Source organism: Bartonella machadoae, assembly GCF_022559585.1.
GTDB lineage: Bacteria > Pseudomonadota > Alphaproteobacteria > Rhizobiales > Rhizobiaceae > Bartonella > Bartonella machadoae.
The window spans coordinates 2,297,651-2,315,416 of sequence record NZ_CP087114.1 but is presented as its reverse complement, the minus strand read 5'-3'; the positions used below and the strand labels follow the sequence as shown (position 1 = coordinate 2,315,416).

At 43.3% G+C, this 17,766-nt stretch carries 12 protein-coding genes and 4 pseudogenes; 12 read left to right on the top strand and 4 right to left on the bottom strand.

Annotation, left to right across the window (positions count from 1 at the left end; genetic code table 11):
- Window positions 1–562: 562 nt before the first annotated feature.
- The 9 genes and pseudogenes from LNM86_RS10985 to LNM86_RS10945 all read left to right on the top strand — a co-directional run.
- Window positions 563–763 (top strand): annotated as a pseudogene (locus LNM86_RS10985) (primosomal protein N' family DNA-binding protein); the annotation flags it as partial.
- Window positions 764–801: 38 nt separating this feature from the next.
- Complete coding sequence (locus LNM86_RS10980; RefSeq protein ID WP_241437705.1) at window positions 802–3,021, top strand: primosomal protein N'; 2,220 nt, start codon at window positions 802–804, stop codon at window positions 3,019–3,021.
- Window positions 3,022–3,539: 518 nt separating this feature from the next.
- Window positions 3,540–4,124, top strand: a complete 585-nt coding sequence (atpH, locus tag LNM86_RS10975; RefSeq protein WP_241437704.1) for an ATP synthase F1 subunit delta — start codon at window positions 3,540–3,542, stop codon at window positions 4,122–4,124.
- Complete coding sequence (gene atpA, locus LNM86_RS10970; RefSeq protein ID WP_241437703.1) at window positions 4,124–5,659, top strand: F0F1 ATP synthase subunit alpha; 1,536 nt, start codon at window positions 4,124–4,126, stop codon at window positions 5,657–5,659. Before atpH ends, atpA begins: the two co-directional genes overlap by 1 nt.
- Before the next feature lie 20 nt (window positions 5,660–5,679).
- Window positions 5,680–6,591 (top strand): F0F1 ATP synthase subunit gamma, encoded by a 912-nt coding sequence (locus LNM86_RS10965; protein ID WP_241437702.1) that lies wholly within the window; start codon window positions 5,680–5,682, stop codon window positions 6,589–6,591.
- A gap of 19 nt (window positions 6,592–6,610) precedes the next feature.
- A complete protein-coding gene (gene atpD, locus LNM86_RS10960; RefSeq protein ID WP_241437701.1) occupies window positions 6,611–8,227 on the top strand; it encodes a F0F1 ATP synthase subunit beta in 1,617 nt (538 codons plus the stop codon).
- A gap of 66 nt (window positions 8,228–8,293) precedes the next feature.
- Window positions 8,294–8,707, top strand: a complete 414-nt coding sequence (locus LNM86_RS10955) for a F0F1 ATP synthase subunit delta/epsilon (protein WP_241437700.1) — start codon at window positions 8,294–8,296, stop codon at window positions 8,705–8,707.
- Between the two features lie 23 nt (window positions 8,708–8,730).
- Window positions 8,731–10,392, top strand: coding sequence for an MFS transporter (locus LNM86_RS10950; protein ID WP_241437699.1), 1,662 nt, complete (start codon window positions 8,731–8,733; stop codon window positions 10,390–10,392).
- The gene (locus tag LNM86_RS10945) at window positions 10,389–11,393 is read left to right on the top strand and encodes an HlyD family secretion protein (protein WP_241437698.1); all 1,005 of its coding nucleotides are present in this window, start codon (window positions 10,389–10,391) and stop codon (window positions 11,391–11,393) included. The genes LNM86_RS10950 and LNM86_RS10945 overlap by 4 nt, the downstream gene beginning before the upstream one ends.
- Before the next feature lie 197 nt (window positions 11,394–11,590).
- Here the strand turns inward: LNM86_RS10945 and LNM86_RS10940 are convergent, their stop codons facing one another.
- A complete protein-coding gene (locus tag LNM86_RS10940; protein ID WP_241437697.1) occupies window positions 11,591–11,890 on the bottom strand; it encodes a hypothetical protein in 300 nt (99 codons plus the stop codon).
- 249 nt (window positions 11,891–12,139) lie between these two features.
- Between LNM86_RS10940 and ispG the strand changes: the two genes are divergently transcribed.
- Window positions 12,140–13,381 (top strand): flavodoxin-dependent (E)-4-hydroxy-3-methylbut-2-enyl-diphosphate synthase, encoded by a 1,242-nt coding sequence (gene ispG / locus LNM86_RS10935; protein ID WP_241437696.1) that lies wholly within the window; start codon window positions 12,140–12,142, stop codon window positions 13,379–13,381.
- Between the two features lie 324 nt (window positions 13,382–13,705).
- On the opposite strand, the pseudogene LNM86_RS10930 reads toward ispG, so the two are convergent.
- Together LNM86_RS10930 and LNM86_RS10925 are read right to left on the bottom strand one after the other, a co-directional pair.
- Window positions 13,706–13,975, bottom strand: a pseudogene (locus tag LNM86_RS10930) (Arm DNA-binding domain-containing protein); the annotation flags it as partial.
- 968 nt (window positions 13,976–14,943) lie between these two features.
- A pseudogene (locus LNM86_RS10925) lies at window positions 14,944–15,738 on the bottom strand (ABC transporter ATP-binding protein); the annotation flags it as partial.
- Between the two features lie 182 nt (window positions 15,739–15,920).
- Between LNM86_RS10925 and LNM86_RS13035 the strand changes: the two are divergent.
- Window positions 15,921–16,165: pseudogene (locus tag LNM86_RS13035) on the top strand (Arm DNA-binding domain-containing protein); the annotation flags it as partial.
- A 46-nt stretch (window positions 16,166–16,211) separates the two neighbouring features.
- Here LNM86_RS13035 and LNM86_RS10915 read toward each other — a convergent pair.
- A complete protein-coding gene (locus tag LNM86_RS10915) occupies window positions 16,212–17,114 on the bottom strand; it encodes a polyprenyl synthetase family protein (protein WP_241437693.1) in 903 nt (300 codons plus the stop codon).
- A gap of 360 nt (window positions 17,115–17,474) precedes the next feature.
- On the opposite strand from LNM86_RS10915, the gene rpmF reads away from it, so the two are divergent.
- Window positions 17,475–17,654, top strand: a complete 180-nt coding sequence (rpmF, locus tag LNM86_RS10910) for a 50S ribosomal protein L32 (RefSeq protein ID WP_241437692.1) — start codon at window positions 17,475–17,477, stop codon at window positions 17,652–17,654.
- Window positions 17,655–17,766: the final 112 nt, after the last annotated feature.

The following is a 17,766-nucleotide window of genomic DNA, read 5'->3' as shown; positions in this document are numbered from 1 at the left end:
GGATTAAAAGGGCTCGTGTGAAGTTGCTGTAGACAACGATGCTTTTGGTGAGGAGGGAAGAGTAAAGCAGGTAAATGGTTTTCCGCAATGCTGTTACAGGGAAAGCAGTATGAGGGTGAAATACGCGCATACCGATTAAAAGGACTCGTGTGAAACTGCTGTAGACAATGATGCTTTTGGTAAGGAGAGAAGAGTAAAGCGGGTAAAAAATGGTTTTCCGCAGTGCAGTTATAGGGAAAGCAGTATGGAGATGAAACACGCGCATACGAATTAAAAGAGTTCGTATACAGTTTCTAGAGAAAATGATGGAACATGGAACAGAGGAATTGTTCCTCTTTTGGTGTTTCTTTTTGCTGTGTATGTTTATCGTTATTGGTGTGTATCTGCTATGGGGAAGAGGGGACTGTTTTTTGTGGTTTAGCGATGGTTGGTGCATTGGTGAGGTGTTGTAGAGGGAAGGGTAAGTTCCACAAAGGATGTTTTACTAACGGATGTTAGAAAATAAGGGCGCAGCCTTGTATAAGAGGTTGGATAAAATTTGAAGCAAAAAATGAAGGCAAATATGACAGAAGCCGTGCGGGAGAGGAAGATTGTTTCGGTATTGGTGCCTCTGCCTGTTGATCAGGCTTATAGTTATGAGGTTCCGCCTTCTATGGAGGTTGAAATTGGCTGTTTTGTTCGTGTTCCAGTGATGGGGCGCCAAGTTTGTGGTGTTGTGGTGGAGGTTGGAGAGCAGACGGTCAAAAATGGGCAAAGCGCTGCATCTTGTATTGAGAGGTTGGATAAAATTTGAGACAAAAGATGAAGGCAGATGTGACAGAAGATGTGCGGGAGAGGAAGATTGTTTCGGTGTTGGTGCCTCTGCCTGTTGATCAGGCTTATAGTTATGAGGTTCCGCCTTCTATGGAGGTTGAAATTGGCTGTTTTGTGCGTGTTCCGGTGATGGGGCGCCAAGTTTGTGGTATTGTGGTGGAGGTTGGAGAGCAGACGGTCAAAAATGGGCAAGGTGCTTCTGTGGCGGGGAGAAAACTCCGTTCTCTTCTTCGTGTTTTTGATTGCCCACCATTAAAGGCGGAGATGATCACATTTTTGCGTTTTGTAAGCCGTTATACGATGACTCCTATTGGACTGGTTGCACGATTGGTTTTGTGTGTGCCGGCGGCTTTAGAACCTGAAGCACAAATGCTGGGTTTGCGGTATTGTGGAGGAGATGTGGAGCGTCTTACACCAGCGCGATTGCGGGTTTTGCAGTTGGTGTGCGATGGTGGAATTTGGACACGTTCTGGTCTTGCGCATGCGGCGGGAACTTCTGTTTCTGTTGTTGAGGGGTTAAAGGCGCTGGGAATTTTTGAGGAGGTTGTGATGCCGCCTCCTGCTCTTGTCGGGATGCCTGATGCTGATTTTTGCCCCCCTCAGTTGGAGGGAGAACAAAAGGAGGCAGCACGGCTTTTGCGAGAAGCTGTTTTGTCTTCTCAATTTCAAGTTTTTTTGCTTGATGGGGTGACAGGGTCAGGAAAGACAGAAGTCTATTTTGAAGCCGTTGCACAGGCGCTTATGGGCGGTAAGCAGGTTTTGATTCTCTTGCCGGAAATTGCTCTAACACAACAATTCTTAGATCGTTTTTATGCGCGTTTTGGCGCTGCTGCTGCTGAGTGGCATTCCGATTTGGCACCACGGCGCCGCGAACGTGTGTGGCGGCAAGTGGCAGAAGGGCGGGTGCGGGTTGTGGCGGGAGCACGCTCGGCACTTTTTCTTCCCTTTTCAGAGCTTGGTTTGATTGTTGTTGATGAAGAACATGATGGTGCTTATAAACAAGAAGAGCGCATTTTTTATCATGCACGTGATATGGCGGTGGCACGGGGCTCTTTCGAGCATTTTCTTGTTATTTTATCTTCAGCAACACCGTCGATTGAAAGTCAGGCAAATGTTTTGTCAGGACGTTATCAAAAGGTGCATTTGCCTTCACGCTTTAAAGCGGCGGCACTTCCAAAGTTGCGGGTGGTGGATATGCGCAAAGGGGGGGTGCAAAAGGGGCGTTTTATTTCTTCTCTTCTTGAAGAGGCTTTGACACAAACTCTTGAGAAGGGGGAGCAGGCACTGCTTTTTCTCAATCGGCGTGGTTATGCACCTTTAACTTTGTGCCGGATTTGTGGGCATCGGTTTCATTGTAGCGATTGTTCAAGTTGGTTGGTGGAGCATCGTTTACAAGGGCAACTTAAGTGTCATCATTGTGGATATCATCAACCGATTCCAGAAGCGTGTCCTGAATGTGGGACTTTAGATCATTTGGTTGCTTGCGGTCCGGGGGTGGAGAGAATTGCTGAGGAGACACGAGAGCTTTTTCCACAAGCGCGGTTGTTGATTCTTTCAACGGATCTTAAAGGTGGGGTTGGTCAGTTGCGACGCGAATTGGAAACAATTGCCAAGGGTGATGTGGATGTTATTATTGGCACGCAACTGGTTGCTAAGGGACACCATTTTCCTGGGTTATCACTGGTTGGGGTGATTGATGCTGATCTTGGTCTTGCCAATGGTGATTTGCGTGCAGCAGAGCGTACCTTTCAACTTTTGTCTCAGGTGACAGGAAGAGCAGGGCGTATGGGGATAGAAAGTTTGGGATTGTTGCAAACCTATCAACCGGATCATCCCGTCATAAAGGCTTTGCTTTGCCAACAATGTGAGGATTTTTATCGGCATGAGATTGCTGTACGGCAGCATTATCATCTTCCACCTTATGGGCGGCTGGCTTCTTTGATTGTGTCTTCACAACAACGTCAAGCAGCAGAGCATTATGCACGCATATTGCGCCAAGTGGCACCACGGGAGAAAAATCTCTCGGTCATGGGACCAGCAGAAGCGCCATTGGCTCTGATTCGTGGGCGTTATCGTTTTCGGCTTTTATTACAGGGGCACCGTTCCTTTGATATACAAGGTTTTATTCGTGCAATGCTTGCAAATGCACCCAAAATGCCTTCTTCTGTTCGGGTGCAAATTGATATTGATCCGCAAAGTTTTCTCTAGAAATACGGGAGTATGATAAGGTCATGGGGCAATTTATTGGGAAGGGCTGTTGAAGAAACAGAATAACAAGAGCCCTTTCCTGTTTTTTGCAGGGAATAGAGAGTGTTTATTGTTTGCATATCAGTTTGACAGGGTACCTTTTTTAAGAAGCGATAGCTTTTTTGGTGAAAGAGTGTCTCATAGAAAGAAAGATTTTTATCTTTGCTGTTAGAATGTGTGTGGAACACGGAAAGAGACTTGAAAAATCTCTCAGAAGATGCCAAAGAGAGATGTTAAGAAAAACGATGGTTCTTACCTGCATATTCTGAAAAATTGTTTTTAAAAAATATTTTGAATATTTTATTGAAAATTTTCAAAAAGCATCGATTTGAAGTGTTGCGAGTCGGTTATGTCTATGCTAGAAACCCAAAAGTTTTTTGTTCTAGGTTTTAAGGAGAAGATTCTTAAAATTTGGAGTGTCTGATTTATTTCATCTGATAGTTATCAGAGAGTCGCTCAAGGGAAAGAGGCGGTATTTCGTGTCGGATTCATTTTCTCTTATACCGCTGCCGTTGGTAGATCAACGCTATGCGCAAGCGCTTTTTGATTTTGTTCAAGAAGCAGGGGTTGTTGAAAAGGTTGAAAAGGCAGTGGCATCTTTTTTACTCGTTTTAGATGAAAATGAGGACTTAAAGCATTTTGTGCAAAGCCCATTTTTTTCAGCAAAAGAGCAAGTGAAAGCGATGGGTGCTGTCGTGCGGTCTCTCAAGTTTGATGATGAGCGCGCTGGTCAGATTTTTGGTGATTTTTTACGCGTTATCGCAATGAACCGTCGGCTTGCTGCCTTGTCTGGTATTTTACATGCTTTTCAACGTCGTGTTGCACTCTTTCGTAAGGAATTTTCGGCGCAGATTGTTTCTGCTTGTCCGTTGAGTTCTCAACAGGAACAAGAGTTGCGGGTGGCTTTGGAAGGTGTCGTTGGGGGAAAGGTTTTGCACCACACTGTTGTGGATCCAGCAATCCTTGGTGGATTGATCATTCGTGTGGGGTCGTCTCAGATTGATACGTCTCTTGCAACAAAATTATCTTCGCTTAAGCTTGCATTGAAAAAAGAGGTCAGCTGATGGATATTAGACCATCTGAAATTTCAAAAATTCTCAAAGAGCAGATCAGAAACTTTGACCAAAAGGCTGAAGTTTCAGAGATTGGTTGGGTTCTCTCTGTAGGGGATGGTATCGCCCGCGTTTACGGTTTGGATAATGTCCAAGCAGGGGAGATGGTATCCTTTCCCAATGGTGTGCGCGGAATGGCACTGAATTTGGAAGTCGATAATGTCGGGGTAGTGATTTTCGGGTCAGATCGCGATATTCGTGAAGGTGATACCGTTAAGCGGTTAGGCACTATTGTCGATGTTCCTGTTGGTCCGGCTCTGCTTGGGCGTGTCGTTGATGCATTGGGAAACCCTATAGATGGTAAGGGACCCATTAAAGAAACGGAACGTCGTCGTGTTGATGTCAAGGCGCCAGGAATTATTCCCCGTCAGTCCGTACATGAACCAATGTCAACCGGATTGAAAGCTATTGATGCCCTCATTCCCATTGGACGGGGACAGCGTGAATTGGTGATTGGTGATCGTCAAACAGGAAAAACGGCGATTTTGCTTGATGCATTTTTAAATCAGAAACCGTTCCATGAAAAAGGTGCAGGGCACGACAAAGATAAAATCTATTGTATTTATGTTGCTATTGGACAAAAACGTTCAACTGTGGCACAGTTTGTTAAGGTTTTAGAAGAGCGGGGAGCCCTTGAATATTCCATTATTGTTGCGGCGACTGCTTCTGATTCTGCTCCGCTGCAATTTCTCGCTCCTCTTGCTGGTTGTGCAATGGGTGAATATTTCCGTGACAATGGTCAACATGCTTTAATCGGTTATGATGATCTTTCCAAACAGGCGGTGGCTTATCGACAGATGTCTCTTTTGCTGCGTCGTCCACCCGGTCGTGAAGCTTATCCTGGTGATGTGTTCTATCTTCATTCCCGCCTTTTGGAACGGGCGGCAAAGCTCAATGCGGAAAATGGTTCCGGGTCTTTGACCGCTTTGCCCGTTATTGAAACGCAGGCAAATGACGTTTCTGCTTATATTCCTACCAATGTTATTTCCATTACCGATGGACAAATTTTCTTGGAGACCAATTTGTTCTATCAGGGAATTCGTCCGGCTGTAAATGTTGGTCTTTCTGTCTCACGTGTTGGTTCTGCTGCGCAAATTAAGGCGATGAAGCAGGTTGCTGGTTCCATCAAAGGTGAATTGGCGCAATATCGTGAAATGGCGGCCTTTGCGCAATTCGGTTCCGATTTGGATGCTTCAACGCAGCGTCTTTTAAACCGTGGAGCGCGTTTGACAGAATTGTTGAAACAGCCGCAGTTTTCTCCTCTGAAAACAGAAGAGCAGGTTGCTGTCATTTTTGCTGGGGTAAATGGTTATCTTGATCCTTTGGCTGTTAGTGATGTCGCGCGGTTTGAACAGGGGCTTTTAACCCTTCTGCGGGGTGATCACCAAGATCTCTTGCAGGAAATTGCTGACCAAAAACAATTAACCGATGAACTTAAGGATAAGTTACTCGCTGTTCTTAAGTCTTATGCGAAAAATTTTTCGTGATGAATTGATGGAATGCTCGAATGGCGTCGTTGAAGGATCTTAGAGACCGTATCGCCTCGGTTAAGGCAACCCAGAAGATTACCAAAGCCATGCAAATGGTTGCGGCAGCAAGGTTGCACCGTGCACAAGAGGCAGCGCATTGTGCACGCCCTTATGCGCAGCGAATGGCTGCTATTTTGGCAAATGTTGCTGCTGATGTCGATGCGGTTGATGCGCCCCCCCTTATGCGCGGGACTGGTCGGGATGATGTACATCTTTTGGTGGTGTGTACCGCTGAACGGGGATTGTGTGGTGCTTTTAATGTGCAAATCGCGCGGCGTGCCCGTGAACAGATTAAAGCACTGCTTGCTGCTGGTAAAATCGTTAAAATTTTGACCGTCGGTAAAAAGGGTGCCGATATCTTAGCGCGTGACTATAAAGCCTTGATGATTGATCATATCGATTTGCATTTTGTCAAACGGATTGGTTTTGCTGAAGCAGCGGTGATTAGCCAGCGGATTATTGATTTGTTCAATGAGGAAGCTTTTGATGTCTGTACGCTGTTTTATTCTGAATTTGTTTCAGTGATTAATCAGCGACCAACGGCTTTTCGTCTGATCCCAATGGCTTGTGCGGAAGAGACTATGGGGACACGAGGAAGTGTTGAGAAAAAAGAGGAAAGCCAAAATCTACGGGCGATGGTTTATGATTATGAGCCCGATGCGGCTTCTCTCTTAGAGGCGCTGGTACCGCGCAATATTTCCGTGCAAATCTTTCGGGCTTTGCTTGAAAATGTTGCGGGTGAAATGGGTGCGAAGATGACGGCTATGGACAATGCATCACGCAATGCAGGTGAGATGATTAATAAATTGACGGTGGCTTATAATCGTCAGCGTCAGGCACAAATTACGACAGAATTGATCGAAATTATTGCAGGCGCTGAAGCGCTTTAAATAGAAAAGGTAAAGATTGATGGTAAAAGCAGTGACGTCAAGCAAGGGAGCAGAAAAAGTTGAGAAAAAGAAAACAGCTGCTCGTTCAGGCGTGAAAAAAGCCGCCGCAAAATCTCCAACGAATGTTAAGGATTCTTCAGATCTCAAGCGTCCTTCTTCGCAAAAAGATGCGCGGGCAAGTTCTCAAGAGGTCCGTGAAAAAGGTGCTGTTGGTGAAATTAAACAGGTGATTGGTGCTGTTGTTGATGTGCAGTTTGAAGGTGCGTTGCCAAATATTCTCAATGCATTGGAAACAGATAATTTAGGCAATCGACTGGTACTAGAAGTTGCGCAGCATTTGGGTGAAAATACCGTCCGTACAATTGCTATGGATACCACAGATGGGCTAAAACGGGGGCAAAAGGTCTTTGATACAGGAACGCAAATCAGTGTGCCTGTCGGAGAAGCAACACTTGGTCGTATTATGAATGTGATTGGAGAGCCCGTTGATAATGTTGGGCCCATTGTCGCAAAAAAAATGCGCTCTATTCACCAAGATGCGCCTGAATATGTGGAGCAGTCAAGCGTGTCAGAGATTCTTGTCACTGGTATTAAGGTTGTTGATTTGCTCGCACCTTATTCTAAAGGCGGGAAAGTTGGTCTGTTTGGCGGTGCTGGTGTTGGTAAAACCGTTCTTATTATGGAGCTTATCAACAATATTGCTAAAGCCCATGGAGGTTATTCCGTCTTTGCTGGTGTGGGAGAGCGTACACGTGAGGGAAATGATCTCTATTATGAAATGATCGAAAGCCATGTGAATGTGAATCCAAGAGAGAATAATGGTTCAACGGAAGGGTCAAAATGTGCCCTCGTTTACGGGCAAATGAATGAACCACCAGGAGCGCGTGCACGTGTTGCTCTTTCCGGATTAACGATTGCAGAAAGTTTCCGTGATGAAGGGCAGGATGTTCTTTTCTTCGTGGATAATATCTTCCGTTTTACGCAAGCTGGTGCTGAAGTTTCCGCGCTTTTGGGGCGTATTCCTTCTGCTGTTGGCTATCAACCAACTTTGGCAACCGATATGGGGGCTTTGCAAGAGCGTATTACCAGTACGAAGACAGGGTCTATTACTTCTGTGCAGGCTATCTATGTGCCCGCCGATGACTTGACCGATCCAGCACCGGCAACATCTTTTGCCCATTTGGATGCAACAACGGTTCTTTCACGTTCAATTGCTGAAAAGGGAATTTATCCAGCCGTTGATCCATTGGATTCTTTCTCTCGTATGTTAGATCCCATGATTGTTGGTGAAGAGCATTATACTGTCGCGTGTCAAGTGCAAACGATTTTACAACGCTATCGAGCGCTCCAAGATATTATTGCTATTCTTGGTATGGATGAACTTTCTGAAGATGATAAGTTATTGGTGGGGCGGGCACGTAAAATTGAACGTTTCCTTTCGCAACCTTTCCATGTCGCTGAAGCCTTTACAGGTTCACCTGGAAAACTGGTGCCTTTAGAAGAAACAATCAAAGGTTTTAAAGGTCTTTGTGCTGGTGATTATGATGATTTGCCAGAAGCGGCTTTCTATATGGTTGGTGCAATTGATGAAGCCATTGAAAAAGGAAAGCGTCTTATTGCAGAGGCTTCTGCTTAAGAGCATAATAGATGCTTGTTGTGAAGGGAATAAAAATTCTTTGTCTCGAGCTTCGTGGAGATTTTTGTGGAACAGAATAAAGAAGAGCATTTTTTGTTTGAACTTATATCGCCTGAGAAAATTGTCTTTTCAGAGCAGGTGGTGTCGGTTGTTCTTCCTTCAGCGTCTGGTGCTTTGACCGTTATGGCGCATCATACGCCTCTGCTAGCAAGCATTGTGTTGGGTAGTGTTCGTGTTCGTACCTCTTCAGAGGAAAAATTGTTCGCTGTTTGTGGAGGCGTTGCGAATATTACCTTTTCAGGTTGTTCTCTTTTGGTTGAGCATGTTGTGCCTGTTGAACATCTTTCTTTTGAAGCCTTGGAACAGAAGATTTTGCAAGCGCGAGCAACTTGGGGAGGGGGCGAAGGTGATATGGTAAACGGTGAGATAGAAGAGTTTTTTCATCAATTGGCAGATGGTGCTAGGATGAGAGAAGCGTAAAGGGTTATACGGGAAAAAGCGACATGGGCGGAAAAAAAAGTACGGTTGTTTCCGCTAAAAGGGGAGGAAAGCCTTTTCCACATCCAGGTCGTGTGTTCGCGGGACCCTTGCCAAAATGTTTTGTCTATATTTTTGCTTCTTTTGTTTTGCAATGGGCTTATGGTTTAGGGGCAAATATTGTTCAGTCTAATATTGTCCATCTCACTGGCGATTTCCATGCAACTCTAGCGGAAACGACATGGTTGGTTGCTGCTTATATGGCACCAAATGTTAGCGTTGCTATCATGTTGATCAAAATTCGCTACCAGTTCGGATTGCGGGCTTTTGCCGAATTATCAATTCTTGGTTTCGTTTTGGTTTGTGTTTTGCAACTGTTTGTAACCGATTTGCGTTCGGCACTGATTATTCGTTTTTTCGCTGGTATTGCTGCGGCTCCTTTGGCTTCACTTGCCCTTCTTTATATGATGGAGGCTTTTGCTCCAGCAAAAAAATATACTATTGGTCTTAGTTTGAATTATATGAATGCAGCTTTAGCTGTCCCTCTCTCTCGCTTGATTTCACCAGATTTGCTGGAAAATGGTGGGTTTTCTAGTCTTTCGGCGTTGGAAATGGGATTGGTGCTTATAAGTTTGGGCTGTATTTTTTCTCTTCCACTCACCCCCGTGGTGCGCAATAAAGTCATTCAGAAGTTAGACTGGCTGAGTTACGGTTTGATTGCCTTTGGTCTTGGTCTCAATGCGGTCGTTATGTCTGTTGGAAAATTGTATTGGTGGTATGAAGCCCCTTGGATTGGTTGGGGACTTGTGCTTGCAGTATCTTCTTTGGTCATTGCAATTATTATTGAACTGAATAGAGAAAAACCGTTGATTGATTTACGCTGGTTATTCAGTAAAGAAATTGTGCACTCTGTCCTTATTTTATTGGTCTTTCATGTTTTCTTATTAGAACGGTCAACTTTAGCAGCAGAATTTTTTAACCTTTTTGGTTTGTCAAATCGTGAAATGATGCCTATGTATCTTGCCGTGATATTGGGTGCTCTTTTAGGGGGAGTAATTTGTGTCTTCTTCTTGCGCGCAGGGTGTGAGGATTATTTCTATTTGATCTCTTTGGGCTGTCTGGCGCTTGGGACTTATTTAGATAGCCATGTGAATCAATACACGCTCCCGCAGGACATGATGTTAAGCCAAGGATTGATTAGCTTTAGTTATACACTTTTTTTGCCCGCTGCTCTTTTTAAGGGGTTTGTGATATCTGGTGAGAAAGGACCACGTTACGTTTTAAGCTTTATTACTGTTTTTTTGCTCACACAAGTGACTGGCGGATTGATGGGGTCGGCTCTTTTTGGTAGTTTGCAATTTTTTTTCGCCCATAAAAATTTTGAATTCTTGACACAAAATATTGTTATAACAGATCCAGCTCTTTCCGTTGAGACAAATGCCTTATTTTCGCCTTCTTATGGTGTTTCTGTTCCCAATTTCTTAGGAGATGGGCAAGGGGCAGCGAGGCTGATTGAAAAGTTTAAGTTAACAGCGAATATTTTTGCTTATGATGATGTTTTTCGCCTTTATTTTTGTGTTGCCGTCATTGTATTTGCTGTTTTTCTTATCAAAATATTTGTTAAATCATGCTCTTTGTATACATTCATAAAGCAGGATAATATTGGTGAGGAGGGGTGCAAAAAATGATAAAAGCATTACGGTCAAGAGCAACACTTGTTGCATTCTTCTCAGGTGTTATGGGTGTTTTGTTGATTTTATGGGCTTGGAAACTCCCTCCTTTTGTGAGTACAATCCAAGTAACTGATAATGCATCCATTAAGGGCAATGTAACTCTTGTGAGTTCACAGATCTCTGGGGTTATTGCACGGATCTATGTTCAAGATTATCAACGTGTTGAAAAGGGAATGCTGCTCTTTGAACTCGATGATGCTCTGTTTCGTCAACAGCTCGCACGAGCACAGGCTGTTCTTGATGCAAAAAATGCAAAACTTGAAAGTATCGTTTTTCAGGATAAATTTTTGCAAGGAGAGATTAATACAGCAGAAGCAGAATTGTCGCGGTCGCGCGCTTTCACCAATGTTCTTGCTGAAAACAGAAAGCTAGGTTTTGGTGAGGCTACAAATTCTGTTTCTCGTCCTCTTTCACAATTGTTGGCTGCTCTTGATACAAAACGTCAATTACAAAAACAATTAGATCTTGAACGAAAAAGTTTAGAGTCAGAACTTGCCGACGCAAAGGTGGGCGTTGAATTAGCTAAGATTAATTTGAATCATACAAAGATTCTCTCTCCTAAAACAGGATCTATTGGATTGGTTGGGGCGCGGGTAGGACAATATGTATTGCCTGGTACACAGTTGGTGTCCGTTATTTCTGATGATATTTGGGTGATTGCCAATTATAAGGAAACCCAACTTTCTCAGATGCGTGTGGGACAACCGGTTATTTTTTCTGTTGATGCATTGAACAATAAAAAATTAACTGGGCGTGTGGTTCGTTTTGCGCCTGCGACAGGTTCAGAATTTTCATTGTTAAAAACAGATACGACAATTGGTAATTTTATTAAAATTGCGCAACGTATTTCGGTGCGCATTGCTTTAGATCCTGGACAGGAAGGGGCTGAAAAGCTCATCCCTGGAATGTCTGTGGTTACTTATGTGGATACTTCACAACGTGCTCCTGGAGGGTAAGATTTTGGGTTTGGTGAGTTTGATTTTTGCGTCTTTTACTTATAGCAAGTGGGCATTTACTCTAGAAGATTTTATTTGGTTGGTTATCATCGATCTCTTTAAATTCTTATCTTTTTATAAAAGTAACTCTGATGTTTTATACGTGGTTCTTGCAGGGATGTAGAAAATGCCCAATTCAAAATGGGCATTGAAAAGTTTTACTGTCGACGTGTTGTTAATTTACGTATCAGAAAAAAGCTCGTTAAAACGACTCCTGTTGCCAATGCAATGGTTGTTTTAGGGTTTTCTTTGGTTTTTTTCTTCAATTGTATAGTGTGCTCATGGAGGTGTTGAAGCACATGACAGCCTTTTTGTTGCCATCTTTCAAGAAGATTGGAGATATTCTCAAAGTCACTGTTACGTGCATGCCAAGGGCTGATGGATATGAATTTGTTTTTTAATTGTATAATATATTTTCTTATTTTAGCATTTTTTGTAGGGGCTGAAAATAAACACATTTGTTAACTCCTTCATCTCTTACATTATTCTACGAAAATTGCTATTGTATTGGGGGTTTTGCTATAATGGCTTAAAAATTGAAAGGTTGCATTGATGGTGTTGCTTGTTGGCATGGGGTGAAAGTCAAGAGTTGGGGGTTAATGACGCAATCTCTGCATTTTTTTAGAGTGTTCTTTTAAAAATTGTCCTTTGGTGAGCCTTACCATGCATGGTGTTCGACAGATGCTAAGTTTTAATTTGAGGGCTTAATGAGCACAGTATATCCTTTGTCTAAACCTCTTGAACGTCGTCGGTCTGTCGCTGTTGCAGTTGGCGATGTGATGGTTGGTGGCAATAACCCCATTGTTGTTCAGTCCATGACCAATACCGATACGGCCGATGTTGATGCAACTGTTGCGCAAGTCGCTGCTCTTTGGCAGGCGGGTTCGCAATTGGTTCGCATCACCGTTGATCGTGATGAAGCTGCTGCTGCTGTGCCAAAAATACGGGAGAGATTAGAACGGTTAGGTTTTTTTGTACCATTGGTGGGGGATTTTCATTATATTGGACACAAGCTTTTAGCCGCACATCCTGCTTGTGCGGAGGCTCTGGCAAAATATCGCATTAATCCTGGAAATGTAGGATTTGGTGCGAAAAAAGATCAGCAATTTGCCGAAATTATCGAGATTGCCTGTCGGTATCGTAAAGCTGTTCGCATTGGTGTGAATTGGGGATCCCTTGATAATGTGTTGTTGACACGGCTTATGGATGAAAATGCTCTGCAGGAAAATCCCTTATCTGTGGCTGAAGTGATGCGGGAAACTGTTGTGCAGTCGGCTTTACTTTCAGCTGCTTTCGCTGAAGAGCTGGGATTGGGGCGTGATCACATTATTCTTTCTGCTAAAGTGAGTGATGTTCAAGATCTCATTGCGGTCTATTGTACTTTAGCAGGGCGTTGTGATTATGCGCTCCATTTGGGTTTGACTGAAGCTGGAATGGGAACAAAGGGGGTCGTTGCTTCTTCTGTGGCTCTGGGCGTTTTATTACAGCAGGGAATTGGTGATACCATCCGTATTTCATTGACACCTGAACCCGGTGGAGATCGGACACGAGAAGTGAAAGTGGGGCAAGAACTGTTGCAAGTGATGGGGTTTCGACAATTTTTGCCCGTAGTGGCGGCTTGTCCTGGTTGTGGTCGTACAACTTCGACAGTGTTTCAGCAATTGGCGCAAAAAATTGAAGCCGATTTGTACAAAAATATGCCCATTTGGCGTGAAAAATATCCTGGTGTTGAAAGCCTAAAAGTGGCTGTCATGGGATGTATCGTCAATGGACCTGGTGAATCAAAACATGCAGATATTGGTATCTCTTTGCCTGGGGTGGGAGAAAGTCCAGCGGCACCTGTTTTTATTGAGGGACAAAAGGTAAAAACTTTGCGCGGCAACCATATTGCTGAAGAATTTGAATCTCTCTTGAGTGATTATATTCAGACACGCTTTGGGCAAGGGTGAAAGAAATCGTTGAAAAAACGGGAAGAGAGAAAAACTTCTGCTTTGTCTCTTCCGCATTGCTTCACGCTCTCAATCAACACGAACCTTCACCACCGCGTTTTCAAGCACCACAGGCTACCATCACTGCGCTCTTCCCCTTCATTCTCCCAATTTTCTACCATGACGGGCTCTTATACAAGGAACTACATCATGGGGACCACATCATGAGCACACCTCAAGCTCCACATCTTTTGCAATCACCGGCACAATTCTCACACGCGAAAGAGCGCATTGCCTCTAACCTCTTTCAGTAACAGACAGACATCATTGCCAACACCATCCACGACGCTTTTGTTTGTTATGTTCTTTTAATGGGGTCACGACCCTCATGTAAAACAGAACACCATTGGGTTGCGCATTCACGATTTTTAAAGAGAGCTTTCTGAAGGCACCCAAGCCTAATTCACGATGCCATCTGTGAATGGTATAGCGGTAAAGCCATTGAGCACTACCATCTTTACGCTTATGCAGGTGCAAGCCGGCATCATCTCATACTCTTTGCTAGCCCCCAATGCTGCGATAGCTCTTGGTATTGAGATGATTCATTAAAGACATTTTTACTCCTTTTTTTAGAGTTTTTACCACATGCCAGCCTCGCTTATGACGTGCACGTAAGTGATTTTACTTGATTCAATCTTTAATGGGGTCGACGACCATCAGGTAAAACAGAACACCATTGGGTTGCGCATTCACGGTTTTTTTAAAGAGACCTTTCTTAAGGCACCCAAGCCTATTTCATGACGTCATCTGCGAATGGTATAGCGGTAAAGCCGTTGAGAACCACCATCTTTACGCTTATGAAGGTACAATATGGTACCATCATACTCTTTGCTAGCCCCCAATGCTGCGGCAGCCCTTGGTATTGAGACGATTCATTAAAGGTATTTCACTCCTTTCTTTAGGGGTTTTTACCACACGCTAGCCTCGCTTATGACGTGCACGTAAGTGATTTTATTTGATACAATTTTTAATGAGGTCGACGACCATCAGGTAAAATAGCATGCTAGTGGGTTGCGCATTCACGGTTTTTTAAAGAGAGCTTTCTTAAGGCACCCAAGCCTAATTCACGACGTCATCTGCGAATGGTATAGCGGTAAAGCCATTGAGCATCACCATCTTTACGCTTATGAAGGTGCAAGCCGGCATCATCTCATACTCTTTGCTAGCCCCCAATGCTGCGACAGCCCTTGGTATTAAGACGATTCACTAAAGGAATTTTTACTCCTTAGAGTTTTTATTACACACACCAACTCCGCTTGTGACGTGCAAACACATGATTTTACTTAACTTAATAGAAAAAGATTTGAGGTGAGAAAATCTTACAATATTCAGGGGGAGAACATTCCGTATGCAAAACAATAGATTATCATTATAACAATGTATTGTAGCACAACAATTCCAGTTCTAACCATTCCTCTTCCTTTTGCGCACAAGCTATGCACCCATCGCATAAAGAATGGTGTAAAAACAAACACGCAGCCAAGCCTATAAAAATCTTCGCAAAAAATTAACGCTAAAGCGTGTTATAGCTTCTCACTCTCGATGTCTTCGCGCAACAATTCAAGTTCCAACCATTCTTCTTCTTTTTGCGCGCAAGCATTTTTCTTCTCTTCCAGTGCTGTTGACAAACGCTCGAAATGCTCTTTATCATTGCAATAGAGTGCTGGATCAGAGAGTTCTTGTTCAATTGTTTTTATTTCCTTTTGCAAAGCATCAATTTGCTCAGGCAATTTTTCCAGCGCATAAACCTGTTTATAAGAGAGTTTACGCACTGTTGTTTTCTCTCGCCCTATAACGCTACGACTTGTCGACGAGATGTGTTTTTCCTGCTCCAATGCCCAAGGATTTGCGAGCATCTTATTATGCTGTGATAATTTTTTATCTTTGCGCTCTAACAGTGCAGCGTGCTTGTTTTGCGCGATCATATCACTATAACCACCGGCATATAAAATCCACTGACCATCCCCTTGAGGCGCCAACATATGCGTTACAGTTCGATCTAAGAAATCTCTGTCATGACTAACCAGCAACACTGTTCCAGAAAAATCGGCAATAAACTCTTGCAACAAATCCAAAGTTTCCATAACCAAATCATTGGTAAGTCCATCGAGAATTAAAAAATTTGCTGGTCGTGAAAGAAGACGGGCAAGAATAAGGCGGGCTCTTTCTCCGCCAGATAATTCTTTTATTGGTGTGCGTGCTTGTTCGGGTAAAAACAAAAAGTCCTTCATATAAGAAACAACATGGCGTTCTTGGCCATTAATCACAAGGGTATCCCCTCTGCCATCGATTAGATAATGTGCTAACGTTGCTTCTTCATAATAGTACAAGATATTGATTTATAATGATAATTTATCATTTTTCCTGTTGGATTAGACTCCTGAATATCGTAAGATTCTCTCATCTCAAATCATTCCATTTTGTATCAATTAAAATCACTTACTTACACGTTATAAGCGAGGTTATCGTGTGGGGTGAAAACAGTTTAGAAAGGATAAAAATGCCTCTTATGAAGCGTTTCAATACCAAGAGCTGTTGCAACATTGGGGGCTAGCAAAGAGTATGATGGGTGCCGGCTTGCACCTTCATAGGTGTAAAGATGGTGGTGCTCAATGGCTTTACCGCTATACTATTCACGGGCGCCATCGTGAGATGGACTTCTGTGCTTTAAGAAATGTCTCTTAAAAAAAAACGTGAAGCGTAATCCAATGGCGTTCTGTTTTGCATGAGGGGTGTGACCCCATTTACAGTACACTGTTAACACTGTGCTATTGGTAAAGCAGAGGCGTTTTTAATTTTTTCGTGTTGCGCTAAAGCGTGCTGCTTGTTGGAGTGGTTTTGCTTTTTCACCAAAAGGGTGTAAAAGTGCTTGTGCTTTCGTGATCAGTTCATCACGTTTTTTTTGTGTTTCTTCAATGCCATAAAGACGAACAAAGGTGGCTTTTTGCGCCGTTTCATCTTTCCCCGCGGTTTTGCCTAGAACTTCACTGTTGGCTGTGACATCGAGAAGATCATCCGTTAATTGAAAGGCTAAACCAAGAGAGGTTCCAAAAGAAGCAAGTTGTTCTACCAATTCTTTTGCTGCATTGCCGATGATTGCTCCTGCTTGACAGGCAAAGCTGATAAGGGCGGCTGTTTTCATGCGTTGGAGCGTTATGATGTTGCTGCTCTCTTGCGGTTTTTTTTCTGCTTCAAGATCAAGCATTTGTCCCCCTACCATACCACCAAGTCCTGCGGATTGGGCAAGAGCCGTGATCAGTTTTATTCTGCTTTCCAAAGAGAGTGCGCAGGCTTTATCGGCTATGATTTCAAAGGCAAATGTCAACAGAGCATTGCCTGCGAGAATCGCTGTTGCTTCGTCAAATGCTTTGTGGACAGTGGGTTGTCCACGTCGGAGTATATCATTATCCATAGCGGGAAGATCATCATGAATGAGCGAATAACAGTGGACACATTCTAAAGCACAGGCAACATCAACAGCTTGTTCAGGAGGGATATCAAAAAGTGCCGCACTTTGTATCACAAGAAAGGGACGTAGCCGTTTGCCACCATTTAAGACACCATAACGCATCGCTTTGAGAAGAATTTCAGGGCGAGCAATTTCACCATTTTGCACTTGATCATTTAACAGTATGTCGAGCCGATTTTCAATGCTGTGACCATGTTTTGCAAGAAGGGTGGTAAATTCGTGCATTCTTGCTTCCTTTATGTTTTTGCAAAATGAGATCAAAAGAGAAAGGTTGTCGTTTTTTCTTATTTGAGGCAATTTGCATGAGATTTTTTACGAAAAAATCAATTTCTCTTTTAAGCTTTCAAACATACTGTATGTCGGAGTTGTGTTAAAGCCAAATAAAAAATAAAGTGAAAATCTCATGAAAAGGCTTTCATAAAGAGAGAAAACTGTTGTTTCTGGGAAGAGTATTCCCATTTTTGACGTTGCCTCTTCTTTCTTATCAGTGTATAAGGATCTCAAATATCGAGTTTATGATTTTTGAGAAAGGCTCTGTCATTTTGGCATTGCCTCTTCTTTTTAGTGGATTTGGAGTGTCTCTTTATGGCTGTACCTAAACGAAAAACCTCTCCCTCAAAGCGGGGTATGCGCCGTTCGGCTGATGCCTTGAAGGCGCCAACTTATATCGAGGATAAAAATTCTGGTGAGTTGCGTCGCCCTCATCATATTGATTTGAAGACAGGCATGTATCGTGGACGTGTCGTTTTGCCTGCGAAAGACTGAAATTCTTCTCATCATTAGCAATAAGATTTCTTTCATTCACGCAGAAGGTTCCTTGCGTAATAGTGCTTGCTTTTGGGCTTTCCTTTTAAATGGTGTTGTGAGGAGGATAGCC